This window comes from Vibrio sp. SS-MA-C1-2 (genome assembly GCF_021513135.1).
GTDB lineage: Bacteria > Pseudomonadota > Gammaproteobacteria > Enterobacterales > Vibrionaceae.
On the sequence record NZ_CP090981.1, the window covers coordinates 369,819 to 389,308 of the forward strand.

Below are 19,490 nucleotides of genomic sequence, written 5' to 3' on the forward strand. Positions count from 1 at the left end.
TAATAATTGATATAATTCGTGGCTTGCAGTTGTTCCAATTTACTGGCAATCTTAAAGATATAGTCAAGATAGTGCTAATGAAATGTTAAAGTAGACTATCTCATATTTGTAATCTGGTCATGAGGATATGGTCATGCTAAAAAAAGTCGAACAAGCCCAGCAAACATGGGGCGGAAATAATGAAGTAATCGACCAGTGGTTAGAATCACGTCAAGAATTACTTATCGAGTACTGTAAAATTGCTGGATTACCACCATTTGCAGCGGCTAAAGGGCAATTACCTAGCGCAAAAGATATTCAGTTATTTTGCCAATCGTTAGTTGATTACATCTCAGCAGGGCACTTTAAAATTTATGATATGGTGATGTCACATTGGGACACAATTGGTTTCACCCCGACCCAAGATATCTCTAAAATATATGCAGACATTACTCTGATTACCGATCCTTTATTAAACTTTAATGATCGATATGTTGCCGCTTCTCAAGATAACTTAGAGAACTTTGATATTGAAATTTCTCATATTGGTCAATTACTTGAAGAACGCTTTAGCTTAGAAGACTCACTATTAGGATTAATTGCGCCAAGCCTACCAAAAAATAAGTAAACGTCTTCATACAAACATATAATCATTGGATGCAGCTAAAATACTTGGTGTTATTAGTAAGCAGTAGCAAGAGAGGCCTCATGAGTATAGATGTATTATATGATTAGGGCGAACGAGCGACGCCAACAACCTAGCCGCTTTAAGTATGAAGGGTATAGAGTGATTATATCACCGTAAATAACGAAAGGATGCCTAAGTGCATCCTTTTCCATTTTATGAAGTCATTGCACCACCTTTAACTCAATGAAGCAGAAGTAAAGGACAGGCACCAGTAATCAGTTATTTACCTAAGCTTATTTAGACTTTTTATTAAGGACAGTCCTTAATATATAGTGTGAAATCAATTCCAAAAATTTTTCTGACCAATTGTAAACTTTAAATATATTTTGCATCCAATTCATATATTCACATAGTTGATAGTTACTTTTCTCTTTAATTCGTTACCTTATGTTTAAATAGTTTAATGATAGAGGTTATTGGTCATGACAATAGCGAGACGTAATTTAGTATCAATAGATGCAACACCTTATTATCATTGTGTTTCTCGATGTGTTCGCCGTTCATTTTTATGTGGTTTTGATCATTTCAGTCAAAAAAGTTATGAACATCGTCGTCATTGGATCGAAAGAAAAATCAGTGAGTTATCGCAGATTTATTGTATCGACATTTGTGCTTACGCAATTATGAGTAATCACTACCATTTAGTTTTACACTTAAATCAGAGTAAAGCGGTAAAATTGTCTGATATCGAAGTCGTCGAACGATGGCAACAGCTACATCATCTACCACGAATTGTTGAAAGATGGTTAGCATATCAATTGATTACACCATCTGAAAATGAAATATGCATGGCGTTAATTCAAGTATGGCGAGAAAGGTTGGTTAATTTAAGCTGGTTTATGCGTGAATTAAACTATGAAATTGCCTTAAGAGCCAATAAAGAAGATGATTGTAAAGGGCATTTTTGGGAAAGTCGTTTCAAAAGTCAGGCCCTATTAGATGAAAAAGCGCTTATTGCCGCTATGGCTTATGTCGATTTAAATCCAGTAAGAGCTGGAGTAAACAATCAATATCAGGAGGCTGAATTCACATCAATAAAACTAAGGCTTGAGGTAGAAAGAAGTCCATTAAAGCCAAGATCCTTTCTTTATCCATTTGTCGGAACCATCACTAAAAAAGATATCCAAGGTATCCCTTTTAACTTCATAGATTACATTGAATTATTAGACTGGAACAGACATCAGGAAAATACAAAAACTCCCTTACCCTCTTCTCCGCAATCATCTCCATTGAAACGACTAGGTATTAATGAAAAAGCATGGGTAAAAGTCTCAACTCGATTAGAGCGATTTAAATCAACAGCGGTTGGAAGTTCAAAGCATATAGAAAAATTGAAGCTTTATTTACAAAAACGGCGAATTAACCTGCTCCAACTCGATTATTAACATTCCATAAAAAACATTATATTGTTCAAAATGACACATATACAATAGTTTTATTTTAGAGCTAAGCTAACTTCAACCTCCTTTCCTTTCAAATTACTTACATTATTTTTAATTTAATTAACTCAAATTTATCCATCTAGAACTAACTTTGTTATTAGGATAAGTAGGACTGTCCCTTAAAAAGAAAACACTTTTAAAGAGCAAAAAAAAGGGCACCATCTCTGGTGCCCTTTCTATATCGATTAAATTATTGAATAACTAAATCGACCTATTTATCTCTACGAATCGCTTCGCTGATAAAGATAAGCTTATTGATTGCCACCTAGGCCAGCATTCAATAGTGCAGCTAAGTCTTGTGCTGCTTGCTCTTGATCCACTTGTGGTTCAACAACAACTTCAGCTTCTTGGCTACGCTTACGCTCTTGGTGGTACGCAAAACCAGTACCAGCAGGAATTAGACGACCAACGATTACGTTTTCTTTCAGACCACGTAGATCATCACGCTTACCAGAAACCGCTGCTTCTGTTAATACGCGAGTCGTTTCCTGGAACGAAGCTGCCGAGATGAACGATTCAGTTGCAAGTGACGCTTTAGTAATACCTAATAGGTCACGGCTGAATGTACAAGGCGCTTTGCCTTCTGCTTCAAGCTTACGGTTTTCGATGTTCACACGAGCAAACTCTAGCTGCTCACCTTCTAGGAAGGTTGAATCACCTGGAGTCACGATAGTTACCTTACGTAGCATCTGACGAACGATAGTTTCAATGTGCTTATCGTTAATCTTAACGCCCTGTAGACGGTAAACTTCCTGAACTTCGTTAGTGATGTATTCAGCCATCGCATTAACACCACGTAGACGTAGAATGTCATGTGGAGTCTCTGGACCATCAGAGATAACGTCACCCTTCTCAACCTGCTCACCTTCGAACACGTTTAGCTGGCGCCATTTCGGAATCATCTCTTCGTATGCATCACCTTCAGCAGGTGTGATTACTAAGCGACGCTTACCTTTAGTCTCTTTACCGAATGAAACCATACCTGAGATCTCAGCAAGAATTGCTGGCTCTTTAGGTTTACGAGCTTCAAACAAGTCAGCAACGCGAGGTAGACCACCGGTAATATCTTTTGTACCGCTCTTCTCTTGAGGGATACGAGATAATGTGTCACCCACACCAACATCAGCACCATCTTCAAGTTGAACAAGTGCTTTACCAGGTAGGAAGTATTGAGCTGGCATATCAGTACCAGGGATCATTACATCATTACCATTCGCATCAACTAGCTTAACAGTTGGACGCATATCTTTACCTGCCGAAGCACGCTCAGCTGCATCTAGAACAACCATTGAAGATAGACCAGTTAGTTCATCAGTTTGACGCTGTACTGTTACACCATCAACCATATCAACAAACTGAATACGACCTGCCACTTCTGTGATGATCGGCATTGTATGCGGATCCCAGTTAGCAACAACAGCACCAGAAGCAATCATATCGCCATCACTGAAGCTTAGCGTTGAACCGTAAGGAACTTTATAGCTCTCTTTAGTACGACCGAACTCATCAATGATAGTCATTTCTGTTGCACGAGAGGTAATAACTAGCTTACCTTCTGTGTTAATAACGAACTTAGCATTGTGAAGTTTCAGCGTACCTGGGTTCTTAACCTGAATACTGTTTTCAGCAGCCGCACGAGATGCCGCACCACCGATGTGGAACGTACGCATGGTTAACTGTGTACCTGGTTCACCGATAGACTGTGCAGCGATAACACCAACTGCTTCACCTTGGTTAACCATGTGACCGCGAGCAAGGTCACGACCGTAACAGTTTGAACAACAACCGAAGTCATTTTCACACGTTACAACAGAACGAACCTTAACTTGGTCAACTGAGTTCTCATCAAGAACATCACACCATTTCTCATCAAGAAGTGTATTACGTGGCGCAATAACTTCACCAGATAATGGGTGTAGAACGTCAACAGCAACAACACGACCTAATACACGTTCACGAAGCGGTTCTTTAACATCACCACCTTCGATTAACGGCATCATTGTCATGCCTTCATGTGTACCACACTCAGTACCAGAGATAACAACATCTTGAGCAACGTCTACTAGACGACGAGTTAAGTAACCCGAGTTTGCTGTCTTAAGTGCTGTATCCGCAAGACCTTTACGAGCACCGTGAGTAGAGATGAAGTACTGTAGTACGTTCAGACCTTCACGGAAGTTCGCTGTGATTGGCGTTTCGATGATAGAGCCATCTGGCTTAGCCATCAGACCACGCATACCCGCTAACTGACGAATCTGAGCAGCAGAACCACGAGCACCTGAATCGGCCATCATGTAAACGCTGTTGAAAGACTCTTGTTCTTCCTCTTCGCCATCACGGTTGATAACTGTCTCTTTAGACAGATTATCCATCATCTCTTTTGCTACCTGATCATTGGTCGCAGCCCAGATATCGATAACTTTGTTATAACGCTCACCGGCTGTTACAAGACCTGACTGGAACTGTTCCTGAATTTCAGCAACTTCTGCTTCAGCTTCTTCGATCTTAGTATATTTCGCCGCTGGGATTACCATGTCGTCGATACCAACAGACGCACCAGATAGTGCCGCGTAAGCAAAACCTGTGTACATAATCTGGTCAGCAAATACAACTGTATCTTTTAGACCTAGTTTACGGTAACACTCGTTAAGAAGTTTAGAAATCTGCTTCTTACCAAGTTTCTGGTTAACTAGTTCAAATGGTAAACCTCTAGGCACGATGCTCCAAAGCATTGCACGACCAGCAGTGGTTGCTACCATCTTAGTTTCAGTTGTTTCGTTGCCTAGCTCATCACGGATAGTTTCAGTAATACGAACCTTAACGCGTGAGTGTAGTTCAACGTTCTTCGTGCGATATGCTTTTTCTGCTTCTGCAGGGCCAGCAAGGTACATGCCCTCGCCTTTAGCATTAATCTTTTCACGGGTCATGTAGTAAAGACCCAATACAACATCCTGAGAAGGTACGATGATTGGATCACCGGACGCTGGAGATAGAATGTTGTTTGTAGACATCATCAGGGTACGTGCTTCTAACTGTGCTTCTAGTGTTAGAGGTACGTGTACCGCCATCTGATCCCCATCGAAATCGGCGTTATATGCCGCACAAACTAGTGGGTGAAGCTGAATCGCTTTACCTTCGATAAGAACAGGTTCAAATGCCTGAATACCAAGACGGTGAAGTGTTGGTGCACGGTTAAGCATCACTGGGTGTTCGCGAATCACTTCGTCTAGGATATCCCAAACAACCGGTTCTTCACGTTCAACCATTTTCTTAGCAGCTTTGATCGTTGTCGCAAGACCACGAAGCTCTAGCTTACCGTAAATAAATGGCTTGAATAGCTCAAGTGCCATCTTCTTAGGAAGACCACACTGATGTAGACGTAGGTATGGACCAACGGTGATAACCGAACGGCCTGAGTAGTCTACACGCTTACCAAGTAAGTTCTGACGGAAACGACCTTGCTTACCCTTGATCATATCAGCAAGAGATTTCAGAGGACGCTTGTTAGAACCTGTAATAGCTCTACCACGACGACCGTTATCAAGTAGTGCATCAACAGACTCTTGCAGCATACGTTTTTCGTTGCGAACAATGATATCTGGAGCAGCTAGGTCTAATAGACGCTTCAAACGGTTGTTACGGTTGATCACACGACGGTAAAGATCATTAAGATCTGAAGTCGCGAAACGGCCACCGTCTAGAGGAACTAGTGGACGAAGATCAGGTGGTAGAACAGGCAATACTTTCAGGATCATCCATGTTGGATTATTTCCTGATTGTAAGAATGCTTCTACAAGTTTTAGACGCTTAGTGATTTTCTTACGCTTAGTTTCAGAGTTTGTCTCTTCTAACTCTTCACGCATCACTTCGATTTCATGCGCTAGATCCATGTTGTCTAGCAGAGCATTGATCGCTTCAGCACCCATTTTTGCATCGAACTCATCGCCCCACTCTTCAAGTGAATCAAGATACTGCTCTTCAGTCAGCATTTGATTACGCTCGAGATTGGTCATGCCCGGATCGATAACAACAAATGATTCAAAATAAAGTACACGCTCAATATCACGTAGCGGCATGTCCATTAACAGACCGATACGAGATGGCAGTGACTTCAGGAACCAGATGTGAGCCACTGGAGATGCAAGCTCAATATGGCCCATACGGTCACGACGGACTTTAGTTTGAGTTACTTCTACGCCACACTTTTCACAGATAACACCGCGATGTTTTAGGCGCTTGTACTTACCACAAAGACATTCATAGTCTTTAACTGGACCAAAGATACGAGCACAAAAAAGGCCGTCACGCTCTGGTTTAAAAGTACGGTAATTAATGGTTTCTGGCTTTTTAACTTCACCAAAAGACCATGAACGAATCACGTCTGGTGATGCTAGACCGATTTTGATTGCATCAAATTCATCAGTCTGCTTTTGCTTATTCAGAAACTGGAGTAAGTCTTTCACATTCGGCTCCTGGAGGTAACCCATGAATGAAGGTGCTTGTAGTGAACAAGCACCTACATACTACTACCGGAGAAGAATAAACCTAATGGTTTATTCGTCGTCCAACTCGATGTTGATACCTAACGAGCGGATTTCTTTTAACAGTACGTTAAATGATTCCGGCATGCCTGGTTCCATGCGATGATCGCCATCAACGATATTTTTATACATCTTAGTACGGCCGTTTACGTCATCTGACTTAACGGTTAGCATTTCCTGTAGAGTATATGCAGCACCATATGCTTCAAGTGCCCACACTTCCATCTCACCGAAACGCTGTCCACCGAACTGAGCTTTACCACCCAACGGTTGCTGCGTAACTAAGCTGTACGACCCAGTTGAACGGGCGTGCATCTTATCGTCAACTAAGTGGTTCAGTTTCAGCATGTACATGTAACCAACAGTTACAGGACGCTCAAACTTATCACCAGTACGACCATCAAATAGCTCTAACTGACCAGATTCTGGTAGGTCACCTAATTTCAGTAGCTCTTTAATTTGAGCTTCTGGCGCGCCATCAAATACTGGCGTTGCAATTGGTAGACCACCACGAAGGTTTCCAATCAGTGTATGAACTTCATCATCAGATAATGCTGCGATATCGATCTTCTGACGCGTATCACCAAGATTATAAACTTGCTGCAATAGATCACGGAACTTGTGAAGCTCTTGCTGCTGTTTCAACATCTTGTTGATCTTGTCACCGATACCTTTCGCGGCTAGACCCATATGAGTCTCAAGGATCTGACCGATGTTCATACGTGATGGTACACCCAGTGGGTTCAACACGATATCAACAGTCTGACCAGTCTTGTCGTACGGCATATCTTCAACAGGGTTAATCTTAGAGATTACACCTTTGTTACCGTGACGTCCCGCCATCTTATCACCAGGCTGAATGCGACGCTTAACCGCTAGGTAAACTTTAACATTCTTCAATACGCCAGGTGCTAGATCATCAGCTTTAGTAATCTTACGACGCTTGTGCTCTAACTTCTCTTCGAACTCTTTGTTAAGTTCTTCACGTTGCTCATGAAGTTGCTCTAGCTGCGTTTGCTGCTCTTCGTCTTGTAGAGTCTGAGCTAACATGGTGTTTAAATCCATGTTTGCTAGTTTTTCTTCAGAGTAACCTGCTGTTTGAAGTAGAGATACAGCACGCGCTTTCAGACCACCGATGAAGATTTGATGTTCTTCGGTTAAATCTTTCTTCGCTTCTTTCAGCTGCATTGCTTCAATTTCAAGCGCGCGCTTATCTTTTTCAACGCCTTCACGAGTAAATACTTGTACGTCAATGATCGTACCAGAAATACTGTTAGGAACACGTAGAGAAGAGTCTTTAACATCAGACGCTTTCTCACCAAAGATAGCTCGTAGTAATTTCTCTTCTGGTGTTAGCTGAGTTTCACCTTTAGGTGTTACTTTACCAACCAGAATATCACCGCCTTTCACTTCCGCACCGATATAAACGATACCAGATTCATCAAGCTTAGACAGTGCAGCTTCACCCACGTTAGGGATATCCGCTGTAATTTCTTCACTACCCAACTTAGTATCACGAGCAGTACAAGATAGCTCCTGAATGTGGATAGTTGTGAAACGGTCTTCCTGAACAACACGCTCAGAGACAAGGATTGAATCCTCGAAGTTATAACCATTCCAAGGCATGAATGCGATACGCATGTTTTGGCCAAGTGCCAATTCACCAAGGTCAGTTGAAGGACCATCAGCAAGAACATCACGTTTCACAACACGCTCACCAGGCATCACACATGGACGCTGGTTAATACAAGTGTTCTGGTTTGAACGGGTGTACTTAGTTAAATTATAGATGTCGATGCCAGCTTCGCCAGGAATTAACTCATCTTCGTTAACTCGTACAACGATGCGAGATGCATCTACAGATTCAACAATACCACCACGTTTAGCAACCGCAGTTACACCTGAGTCAATTGCTACTGCACGTTCAATACCTGTACCCACTAGCGGCTTATCAGCTCTTAGTGTAGGAACAGCCTGACGTTGCATGTTCGCACCCATTAAGGCACGGTTCGCATCATCGTGTTCTAGGAACGGGATTAGCGATGCAGCTACAGATACAACCTGGTTTGTTGCAACATCCATATACTGAACATTTGCACGAGGGTGTAATCCTGACTCACCTTTTTGACGAGCAGTTACTAGCTCTTCATCAAAGGTACCATCTTCAAGAAGTGCCGAGTTCGCCTGAGCGATAACATATTGGCCTTCTTCGATAGCAGATAAGTAATCTACTTCTGCTGTAACCACACCATCAACAACACGGCGATACGGCGTCTCTAGGAAACCATAATCATTACACTGTGCGAATGCAGATAGTGAGTTAATTAGACCGATGTTCGGTCCTTCAGGTGTTTCGATCGGACATAGACGACCGTAGTGAGTAGGGTGTACGTCTCGAACTTCGAAACCAGCACGCTCACGTGTTAAACCACCTGGACCCAATGCAGAAATACGACGTTTGTGCGTAACTTCTGATAATGGGTTGTTCTGATCCATAAACTGCGAAAGCTGTGATGAGCCAAAGAACTCTTTCACTGCTGCCGAAATCGGCTTCGCATTAATTAGATCAGATGGCATAATTGCATCTAGATCACCAAGACTTAAACGCTCACGCACGGCACGTTCTACACGAACAAGGCCAACACGGAATTGGTTTTCAGCCATCTCACCAACGCTACGAATACGACGGTTACCAAGGTGATCGATATCATCGACTTCACCGATACCATTACGGATATCGATTAGCTTGCGCATAACTTCAATGATGTCATTTTTATCTAAGATACCAGGGCCTGTCACTTCATCACGCAGTAATGAGCGGTTGAACTTCATACGACCTACAGCAGATAGATCATAACGATCATCGCTGAAGAACAGGTCGTGGAACAACTTCTCTGCTGCATCATTTGTTGGTGGCTCGCCTGGGCGCATCATGCGGTAAATTTCCCACAATGCAGCCATGCGGTCTTTAGCATCATCAACGCGCAATGTCGTTGACATGTAAGGACCTTGGTCTAGTTCATTGGTAAACAGTGTTTCAAACTCTTTAAATCCAGCTTGAGACAGGTTAGCAATGCTTTCTAAACCTAATTCTTGGTTTGCAGCAACAATCAGTTCGCCAGTGTCTTTATTGATATAGTCACGAGCAGATACTTTGCCTACAACATATTCAACAGGCACTTCGATATTCTCGATACCATCTTTCGTCAATTGACGAATATGGCGAGCGGTAATACGACGACCTTGTTCTACATAAGTTTTACCGTTAGCTTTGATGTCGAATGTTGCTGTTTCGCCACGTAGACGTTCAGGAACAAGCTCCATGACTAAGCCTTGGCCAGTAACTTGGAATTGGATACGCTTGAAGAACAGATCTAAGATCTCTTCATCTCTTTCAAACCCAAGTGCACGTAGCATGATAGACGCCGGTAATTTACGACGACGGTCAATACGTACAAATAAGTTATCTTTTGGATCGAATTCAAAGTCTAACCATGAACCACGGTAAGGAATCACTCGTGCATTATAAAGCACTTTCCCTGAGGAATGAGTCTTACCCTTATCGCTATCGAAAAATACACCAGGGCTACGGTGTAGCTGTGAAACGATAACCCTTTCAGTACCATTGATAACAAAAGTACCGTTGTCTGTCATGAGTGGAATTTCACCCATGTAGACTTCATCTTCTTTAATGTCTTTAACAGTTTGAGATGGCGCGTCTTTATCGTATGTCACTAATTGCAACTTCACACGCAGTGAAGCAGAATAAGTCACACCACGGATCTGACATTCTTTAACATCAAATACTGGTTCGCCAAGACGGTAGCTAACATATTTTAGCTCAGAGTTACCGTTATAGCTTTGAATAGGGAATACGGAACGAAATGCTGCTTCAAAGCCATGTTGGCCTTCCGGATCCTGCCCGATAAACTTTTCGAAAGAGTCAAGCTGGATAGACAGCAGGTATGGTACATCCAGTACTTGTGGACGTTGACCAAAATCCTTGCGGATACGCTTTTTCTCGGTATAAGAGTAAACCATAGGGTTCCTCAGCTCGCTGATAAGTGACCCAAACTATCCATTCATTTCTCTTCATAAAGCAAGAAAGAGCGGGATAGTAGACTAACAACACTATTTGTGTAGGGATAGTATAGAGTAATTTATACTATCTTTGCTGAACGACACCACTAAAAATAGTGTGAAAAATGACATCGTCCTACAGCGCAAAAAGGCCGGTGGTTAATAAACCACCAGCCATAGCCGGTAAGGGCTAGGAAGCTAAGCTATAATTACTTAACTTCAACTGAAGCGCCAGCTTCTTCAAGCTGTGCTTTAAGAGCTTCAGCTTCAGCTTTGTCAACGCCTTCTTTAACAGCAGCAGGTGCGCCGTCAACAAGTCCTTTAGCTTCTTTAAGACCAAGGCCAGTCGCACCGCGAACAGCTTTGATAGTAGATACTTTGTTAGGACCAGCAGCAGTTAGAATTACGTCGAATTCAGTTTGCTCTTCAACAGCTTCAGCAGCACCGCCAGCAACAACAGCAGCAGCAGCAGTTACGCCGAACTTCTCTTCCATTGCTTCGATTAGTTCAACAACTTGCATTACAGACATTTCTGCAACTGCGTCTAGGATTTGATCTTGTGTAATAGACATAACAATTCTCTTTTAAGTCAACAATTAATTTAATTAGCAACCAGAAGTGCAGGCTTATGCCGCAGTCTCTTCTTTTTGGTCGCGAACAGCAGCGATAGTACGTACCAGCTTGCCAGCTGAAGCTTCTTTCATGCACATCATTAGGCGTGCAATAGCTTCGTCGTAAGTTGGTAGTGTCGCTAGAATTTCAGCGTCAGCAATAGCGCCTTCGAATGCAGCGTTTTTGATCTCAAAGTGCTCATTCTCTTTAGCGAAGTCTTTAAAAAGACGCGCTGCAGCACCTGGGTGCTCGTTAGAGAATGCAATTAGAGATGGACCTACGAAAGTCTCTTGAAGACATTCGAATTCCGTACCTTCTACTGCACGACGTGCTAATGTGTTACGAACGACTTTCATGTAAACACCAGCTTCACGAGCTTGTTTACGTAGAGAAGTCATTGCGTCAACAGCAACACCGCGAGAGTCAGCAACAACTGCAGACAGGGCACCATTGGCTGCTTCGTTAACTTCAGCAACAATTGCTTGCTTGTCTTGAAGATTTAAAGCCATTGGATTTTTGCTCCTGGATTTTCCGGATAAAACCGGTAGTTACACCACTCAAAACTAAAATTAGTCAGAGTGAACTTACGGTGCAGATCCAAGATAGAGATAAATCAATCATGTTCTGGCACCGTCTACGTAGGTAATATTAAGTTCAATGAACGCCTACGGTCTTAGACGGAAGCTAGTAAACCAGCTTCAGCCATAAATAAGGTCGCAAATTATACACTAATTTGCGATCTTTGCAAATTATAGTACGGTAGTGTTCAGAACAGTCTGATCTAACGCAACACCTGCACCCATAGTGGTAGAGATGCTTACTTTCTTAATGAAAGTACCTTTTGCAGAAGAAGGCTTAGCTTTCTTCAGTGCAACAAGTAGAGATTCTAAATTTGCTTGAAGCTTATCAGCTTCGAAATCAACCTTACCGATAGTAGTATGGATGATACCGTTCTTGTCGTTACGGTAACGAACCTGACCAGCTTTAGCATTTTTAACTGCTTCAGCAACGTTAGGAGTTACAGTACCAACTTTCGGGTTTGGCATAAGACCACGTGGACCAAGAATCTGACCAAGCTGACCTACAACGCGCATTGCATCTGGAGATGCGATAACTACGTCAAAGTTCATTTCGCCTTTCTTAACTTGTGCCGCTAGGTCATCCATACCGATGATGTCTGCGCCAGCTTCTTTTGCAGCTTCAGCGTTTGCACCCTGAGTGAATACTGCAACACGGATATCACGACCAGTACCGTGTGGTAGCACAGTTGCGCCACGTACGTTTTGGTCTGATTTACGTGCATCGATGCCTAGGTTTACAGCAACGTCAACACTTTCAGTGAACTTAGCAGTTGCTAGCTCTTTAAGAAGTGCGATAGCTTCGTTGATTTCATACTCTTTAGTAACATCAACTTTGTCGCGGATTACGCGCATACGCTTAGTTAGTTTAGCCATTATATTAACCCTCTACCACTAGGCCCATTGAACGAGCAGTACCCGCAATAGAACGTTTCATCGCTTCAACATCAGCGCCAGTCATGTCCGCAGCTTTAGTCTCAGCAATCTCTTGGATTTGAGCGTCAGTTACAGTACCCACTTTTTCAGTGTTTGGACGACCAGAACCAGACTTAACGCCAGCAGCTTTCTTAAGAAGAACAGCAGCAGGTGGAGTCTTAGTAATGAATGTGAAAGAACGGTCACTATATACAGTAATGATTACTGGAGTAGGTAGACCTTTCTCAAGAGAATCTGTTTTTGCGTTAAACGCTTTACAGAATTCCATGATGTTAACACCGTGTTGACCTAGTGCTGGACCAACTGGTGGACTTGGGTTTGCTGCACCAGCTGCAACTTGCAGCTTGATATAAGCTTCTACTTTCTTAGCCATTTTATATTTACCTAAATTTGGGTTCGAACGCTAATCCGTTAATAGATTAGCTCCCCGTCTAACGAAAGGGCGCGAAATTATATGCTAATTTCACACTCTTGCCAATACTGTCATTGCTGTTTTTTTGATCAGTTCTTTTCAACTTGGCTGAACTCAAGTTCAACCGGTGTTGCACGACCAAAAATAGATACAGAAACTTTCACGCGACTCTTATCGTAATCAACTTCTTCAACGGTACCGTTGAAGTCAGCGAATGGGCCATCAGTAACTCGAACCACTTCACCCGCTTCAAACAGAGTTCTTGGACGAGGAGATTCGCTCGCTTGCTTAAGACGATTCAAAATAGCATCCGCTTCTCTATCTGAAATCGGTGCTGGACGGTCAGACGTTCCACCAATAAAGCCCATAACACGTGGAATACTACGTACTAAGTGCCAAGACTCATCGTTCATAACCATTTGAACAAGAACATAGCCTGGGAAGAATTTACGTTCACTCTTGCGGCGTTGACCTGCGCGCATTTCAACAACTTCTTCAGTCGGTACAAGTACCTCACCAAAGTACTGATCCATGTCATGCATTTTGATATGTTCTTTTAACGATTGTGCAACTCTTCCTTCAAATCCAGAAAATGCCTGCACAACGTACCATCTTTTTTTCGGAGCTTCACTCATCAGTTTCTACCTCACACGCCGGTAATTAGGCGAATTAAACGCACCATGATGCCGTCTATACCCCAAAGGGCTAACGCCATAACAACAGTGACTGCCAATACAATAAGAGTCGTTTGTAATGTCTCTTGGCGGGTAGGCCAAACAACTTTACGAACTTCCATGCGCGATTCATGTGCAAATGCAATGGTCGCTTTACCTTTTATTGTGGTTGCTGCAACACCTAATGCTAGTGCAATTAACACGACTACACCAGCAACACGGATAACAACAGACATATCACTGTACAGGTAATTACCTACTACCGCTGCACCAGCAAACGCAAAAGCAACTAGCCATTTAATGGCATTTAATGCGCCGCTTTCGCTTGGAGTTTCGGTATTCGATTTCATATAACCAACCTGTAACCAATCTAAAAATTATGACAAAGCTAGGCTTCATCGCTCGCGAAATTAATTGTAAAAAAAACCCGAAATTGTTCTTAACACTTTAATTCTGTTGAGTTTTTAGTCAATCAATGTCTTTGCTCTTGTTGCTGTTTGTTCTGTTTTTATACAGAAATAAAAGACAACGCAGAAAAAGGGCATCAAATGATGCCCTTTTTTCTAGTGTTTAGTCAAATCTTATTCGAAGATTTTAGCAACAACACCAGCGCCTACAGTACGACCACCCTCACGGATAGCGAAACGTAGACCTTCGTCCATTGCGATTGGAGCGATTAGTGTAACAACCATTTGGATGTTATCACCAGGCATAACCATTTCTACGCCTTCTGGTAATTCGATAGTACCAGTTACGTCAGTTGTACGGAAGTAGAACTGTGGACGGTAGCCTTTGAAGAACGGAGTATGACGGCCGCCTTCATCTTTAGAAAGTACGTATACTTCTGATTCGAACTTAGTATGTGGGTGGATTGAACCAGGCGCTGCTAGTACTTGACCACGTTCAACGTCTTCACGCTTAGTACCACGTAGAAGTGCACCAACGTTCTCACCAGCACGACCTTCGTCTAGAAGCTTACGGAACATTTCAACACCAGTACAAGTCGTAGTTACTGTCTCTTTAATACCTACGATTTCTACTTCGTTACCTACGTTTAGGATACCACGTTCGATACGACCAGTTACTACTGTACCACGACCCTGGATTGAGAATACATCTTCAATTGGTAGTAGGAACGGTAGATCTACTGCACGCTCTGGCTCTGGGATATAAGTATCTAGTGCTTCTGCAAGCTCAACGATCTTATCTTCCCACTGCTTTTCGCCTTGTAGTGCGCCAAGAGCTGAACCTTGGATTACTGGTAGATCATCACCTGGGAAGTCGTACTCAGATAGAAGTTCACGAACTTCCATTTCTACTAGCTCTAGAAGCTCTTCATCATCAACCATGTCACATTTGTTCATGAATACGATGATGTAAGGAATACCAACCTGGCGACCAAGTAGGATGTGCTCACGAGTCTGTGGCATTGGGCCATCAGTCGCTGCTACTACTAGGATACCACCGTCCATTTGAGCAGCACCAGTGATCATGTTTTTAACATAATCGGCGTGTCCTGGACAGTCAACGTGTGCGTAGTGACGAGACGGAGTATCGTACTCTACGTGTGAAGTTGCGATTGTGATACCGCGCTCGCGCTCTTCTGGAGCGTTATCGATTGATGCGAAATCTTTAGCTTCACCACCGTATACTTTTGATAAAGTAGTACAGATTGCAGCTGTTAGGGTAGTTTTACCGTGGTCAACGTGGCCGATTGTACCTACGTTAACGTGCGGTTTCGTACGTTCAAATTTTTCTTTAGACATGGTTTGTCCCTTCTAAGCACGGAAATCGGTGGCATTATGACCACACGACCAATTAAGGTTTCTTGAGTATACACTAAAAATGTTTGAATTGTCTTGAGGCTAGAGATGTACTGATCCTTAATCGAAATAAGTTCCCTCTAGTCAAGGGGACGCTCAAGTTTTGAGGTCTATCAGCACATCTTATAAAAGATGTGGAGCGGGCAGCGGGAATCGAACCCGCATCATCAGCTTGGAAGGCTGAGGTAATAGCCATTATACGATGCCCGCATCTCGAAACTCGTAGCGCTATTCAAACAAAATAGATGGTGGAGGGGGAAGGATTCGAACCTTCGAAGGCGGAGCCGTCAGATTTACAGTCTGATCCCTTTGGCCACTCGGGAACCCCTCCACGAGTAAAATTTGGTGCCGACTACCGGAGTCGAACTGGTGACCTACTGATTACAAGTCAGTTGCTCTACCTACTGAGCTAAGTCGGCTTAATTGCTGCGCATTCTATTAAAACCGTTTTTACCTTGCAAGCATTTATTGATAAATAATCAATTTTTTCTCATCAGCCGCCCAATATTCATACAACCCAGTTCGCAAATATACTGATTTGATACAATTTAATTACTTTTATTAGGATCAAAATGGTATATTCTCCCTCCTATTTTTTAATAACTTCGATAAATGATTGATAACATGATGACAACGCCATACCTCTCTTTTAATCGTCAGCAGTGGGCAGAACTTCGCAACACGGTACCAATGACATTAACTGAAGAAGAACTTGATGCATTAAGAGGAATTAACGATCGTATTTCTCTTGATGAAGTTGTTGATATCTATCTCCCACTATCTAGATTATTAAACCTCTATGTGCAAGCTAAGCAGCGCCGCACAATAGTTCAAGAAAAGTTCCTTTCTACTAGCGAACCTAAAATTCCTTACATAATCGGTATTGCTGGCAGTGTTGCTGTTGGTAAAAGCACCACCGCAAGGCTTTTGCAGACGCTATTAACTCGTTGGCCTGAGCATCCAAAGGTAGAATTAATTACCACTGATGGTTTTCTTAAGCCAAATAAGGTACTTGAAGAGCAAGGGATTATGGGGAAAAAAGGCTTTCCTGAATCTTACAACATGCATCAATTAGTCAAATTTGTTAGTGATATAAAATCGGGAAAAGAACAGGTACACGCCCCAGTTTACTCTCATCTGGTTTATGACATTATTCCAGACCAAACTAAAACAGTTGAACAACCAGACATTCTCATTATTGAAGGGTTAAACGTCTTACAAAGTGGGATGGATTATCCTCATGATCCACACCGGGTCTTTATCTCTGACTTTTTAGACTTCTCCCTCTATGTGGATGCAGAGGTCGAACTATTAGAGAAATGGTATGTAGATCGCTTTATGAAGTTTAGAGCGGGCGCATTTACCGATCCAAACGCCTATTTTCACCACTATACAAAGTTAACGGAAATAGAAGCCACAACTAAAGCTAAATCAATCTGGGCAGAGATCAACGGTAAAAACTTGCTGCAAAATATTTTACCGACCAAGGAACGCGCAGATTTGGTGCTAACCAAAGGTTCTCATCACGCGATTCAACAAGTTAAACTTCGCAAATAAAGTTGAATTACTTTTAAGACAGTTTGACTAGATAAGTCTCATAAAAAATAGGCTAGGAAAGTTAACATCTCTCCTAGCTCATCGACTCAATAGCAAACTCGTTGAGAAAACCGCTAACAACCTCTTAGGGAAATTTCACCACCAATGAAACTTTTCACGCCATCATCAGTTTCAAGCAGTAATGCCCCACTCTCATTAATTCCTTGCGCAATACCAAAGACCTCTTGATGACCCATCACAATTTTCACTTCTCGACCTTTAAAGTTATCAAGTTGATTCCATTGCTCAGTAAAACCTGCCAGCCCTTCTCGTTCATATCGTTGAAGATAATCGGTTAAATGGGTAATGATATGCGCCGCTAATTGATTACGGTCAATTTGAGTATCACAAGCATCCACCAAGTTACTCCATGGCTGGGTGATGATACTCTGCTGATCGGTATCAGGCATTGAGACATTCAAGCCTAAACCGATAACTAAATGCGCAGCATCACCAGTTTGTCCTCGTAACTCAACCAGAATCCCCGCTAATTTTTTATCTTGATGATAAATATCATTTGGCCACTTGACCATCACATCTTTAGCCCCTAGTTGACGAATCGCCTCTGTTACCGCAATCCCAACAACCAAACTTAAACCCATTGCAGCGGCAATACCTTGATCTAAACGCCAGTACATCGACATATATAAATTAGAACCAAAAGGTGAAAGCCATTGACGTCCTCGACGCCCTCGACCACTCTGCTGATATTCAGCCAAACAAACTGCGCCCTTCTTACTCTCTGCAATATTATCCAACATATATTGATTAGTAGAGTCAATAACAGGCGAAAGCGTTAACTGAGGACATTGAGGTGCTAATCTCGCTATAATTTCACCGTCTAACAAGGTAATTGGCTGAGTAACTCGATATCCCTTTCCTTGAACTCGTTCTAACTCAATGCCCCAGCTTTCAAGGATCCGAATATGCTTACCAATCGCTGCACGGCTAATCCCAACCACTTCACCAATTTTCTCACCGGAATGAAACTCACCGTCACTCAATATCTCAATTAACTTTAATCGTGTTGTATGGTCAGCCATAATCTTTTAACTCTTCCTTTATTTTTTGGCTAACAGCTCAGACAGTGAGGTTTCACGATCCGCAGCCATAAAGCGAACTTCATGCTCTAATTCTATTGAAAATTTTGTCTTCACTTGCTCAACCACAAAGCTGGCAAGGTCAATAATATCTTGTGCTGTCGCAGTGCCTGTATTGGTCAGTACTAATGCTTGTTTTGGGTGAACTTGTGCACCACCAATCTGTTTACCTTTTAAACCAGCTTGATCAATCAACCAACCTGCTGCGACTTTAACACCACCTGTAACAAAGTGATGTGGCATCGTAGGGTAATGAATCAATAGTGTATCAGATTGAGCTTGAGTTATTACTGGGTTTTTAAAAAAGCTTCCCGCATTACCGATCTGTTTAGGATCAGGTAATTTACTTTGACGGACTTGGCAAACGGCATTAAATACCTCTTTTGCAGTCACAACTTGGTTATCAAAATGATTAAGCCCTGCATAGTTGAGAGTAGGTTGCCACTGTTTAGCGAGTTTAAAACCGACTTGGACAATCACTTTATTGCCCTGTTTATCTTGTTTAAATCGAGACTCACGATAACCAAACTGACAATCTTCATTCGATAATCGAGTCACTTGCTGACTATCTAGATCCAAAAGATCGACATAATGGCAGACATCTTTTATTTCAACACCATAAGCACCGATATTTTGAATGGGTGAAGAACCAACACAACCCGGAATTAATGCCAGATTTTCTAAACCGTTATAACCATGTTCGACACACCATGTAACAAATTGATGCCAATCTTCACCGGCTTGTACTTCTAGATACCAGTTATCAGTATCCTCAGAGACGTTAATCCCTTTTAAACGGTTGAGAATAACCACACCACGGTAATCTTGGGTAAATAGCAGATTACTTCCTTGACCAATATAAAGCTTTATTTGATTTTTATAATCGTCAGCGTGCCAAATAGCCAGAAGATCAGCCATTGATTCTGCTTCAACAATTGCCGCCGCTTGGGCAGAGATGCCAAATGTATGATGTGGTGCTAGATCGGTATCAGATAAAATTTTCATTTTAAAATAGTGATAAAGTAACAG

Annotated in this window: 14 protein-coding genes and 3 tRNA genes; 3 read left to right on the forward strand and 14 right to left on the reverse strand. The window is 42.2% G+C overall.

Going from position 1 to position 19,490, the window contains the following annotated elements:
- Positions 1–127: 127 nt before the first annotated feature.
- The gene (gene rsd / locus L0B53_RS06280; protein ID WP_235061296.1) at positions 128–607 is read left to right on the forward strand and encodes a sigma D regulator; all 480 of its coding nucleotides are present in this window, start codon (positions 128–130) and stop codon (positions 605–607) included.
- 482 nt (positions 608–1,089) lie between these two features.
- Positions 1,090–2,052 (forward strand): transposase, encoded by a 963-nt coding sequence (locus L0B53_RS06285; RefSeq protein ID WP_235061297.1) that lies wholly within the window; start codon positions 1,090–1,092, stop codon positions 2,050–2,052.
- Positions 2,053–2,360: 308 nt separating this feature from the next.
- Here the strand turns inward: L0B53_RS06285 and rpoC are convergent, their stop codons facing one another.
- The 12 genes from rpoC to L0B53_RS06345 form a co-directional block, all read right to left on the reverse strand.
- A complete protein-coding gene (rpoC, locus tag L0B53_RS06290; protein ID WP_235061298.1) occupies positions 2,361–6,572 on the reverse strand; it encodes a DNA-directed RNA polymerase subunit beta' in 4,212 nt (1,403 codons plus the stop codon).
- Positions 6,573–6,662: 90 nt separating this feature from the next.
- Positions 6,663–10,691, reverse strand: a complete 4,029-nt coding sequence (rpoB, locus tag L0B53_RS06295) for a DNA-directed RNA polymerase subunit beta (protein ID WP_235061299.1) — start codon at positions 10,689–10,691, stop codon at positions 6,663–6,665.
- 248 nt (positions 10,692–10,939) lie between these two features.
- The gene (gene rplL, locus L0B53_RS06300) at positions 10,940–11,302 is read right to left on the reverse strand and encodes a 50S ribosomal protein L7/L12 (protein ID WP_235061300.1); all 363 of its coding nucleotides are present in this window, start codon (positions 11,300–11,302) and stop codon (positions 10,940–10,942) included.
- Positions 11,303–11,356: 54 nt separating this feature from the next.
- Positions 11,357–11,851 (reverse strand): 50S ribosomal protein L10, encoded by a 495-nt coding sequence (gene rplJ, locus L0B53_RS06305; protein ID WP_235061301.1) that lies wholly within the window; start codon positions 11,849–11,851, stop codon positions 11,357–11,359.
- 240 nt (positions 11,852–12,091) lie between these two features.
- Positions 12,092–12,796: a 50S ribosomal protein L1 gene (gene rplA / locus L0B53_RS06310; RefSeq protein ID WP_235061302.1), complete on the reverse strand. Its 705-nt coding sequence runs from the start codon at positions 12,794–12,796 to the stop codon at positions 12,092–12,094.
- Positions 12,797–12,800: 4 nt separating this feature from the next.
- Positions 12,801–13,229 (reverse strand): 50S ribosomal protein L11, encoded by a 429-nt coding sequence (rplK, locus tag L0B53_RS06315; RefSeq protein WP_235061303.1) that lies wholly within the window; start codon positions 13,227–13,229, stop codon positions 12,801–12,803.
- 128 nt (positions 13,230–13,357) lie between these two features.
- Positions 13,358–13,903, reverse strand: coding sequence for a transcription termination/antitermination protein NusG (gene nusG / locus L0B53_RS06320; protein WP_235061304.1), 546 nt, complete (start codon positions 13,901–13,903; stop codon positions 13,358–13,360).
- A gap of 11 nt (positions 13,904–13,914) precedes the next feature.
- The gene (gene secE / locus L0B53_RS06325; protein WP_235061305.1) at positions 13,915–14,292 is read right to left on the reverse strand and encodes a preprotein translocase subunit SecE; all 378 of its coding nucleotides are present in this window, start codon (positions 14,290–14,292) and stop codon (positions 13,915–13,917) included.
- A gap of 231 nt (positions 14,293–14,523) precedes the next feature.
- Entirely contained in the window at positions 14,524–15,708 is a 1,185-nt protein-coding gene (tuf, locus tag L0B53_RS06330) for an elongation factor Tu (RefSeq protein WP_235061306.1), read from the reverse strand.
- 192 nt (positions 15,709–15,900) lie between these two features.
- Positions 15,901–15,975: transfer RNA gene (locus L0B53_RS06335), tRNA-Gly, on the reverse strand.
- 36 nt (positions 15,976–16,011) lie between these two features.
- Positions 16,012–16,096, reverse strand: a tRNA-Tyr gene (locus tag L0B53_RS06340).
- Positions 16,097–16,108: 12 nt separating this feature from the next.
- A tRNA-Thr gene (locus L0B53_RS06345) sits at positions 16,109–16,184 on the reverse strand.
- Positions 16,185–16,377: 193 nt separating this feature from the next.
- Here L0B53_RS06345 and coaA point away from each other — a divergent pair.
- Positions 16,378–17,322 carry a type I pantothenate kinase gene (gene coaA, locus L0B53_RS06350; protein WP_235061307.1) on the forward strand — a complete coding sequence of 315 codons (945 nt, stop codon included), beginning with the start codon at positions 16,378–16,380 and terminating at the stop codon, positions 17,320–17,322.
- A gap of 113 nt (positions 17,323–17,435) precedes the next feature.
- Here coaA and birA read toward each other — a convergent pair whose 3' ends face one another.
- A complete protein-coding gene (gene birA / locus L0B53_RS06355; protein WP_235061308.1) occupies positions 17,436–18,404 on the reverse strand; it encodes a bifunctional biotin--[acetyl-CoA-carboxylase] ligase/biotin operon repressor BirA in 969 nt (322 codons plus the stop codon).
- Between the two features lie 18 nt (positions 18,405–18,422).
- Entirely contained in the window at positions 18,423–19,466 is a 1,044-nt protein-coding gene (gene murB / locus L0B53_RS06360; protein WP_235061309.1) for a UDP-N-acetylmuramate dehydrogenase, read from the reverse strand.
- Positions 19,467–19,490 lie beyond the last annotated feature (24 nt).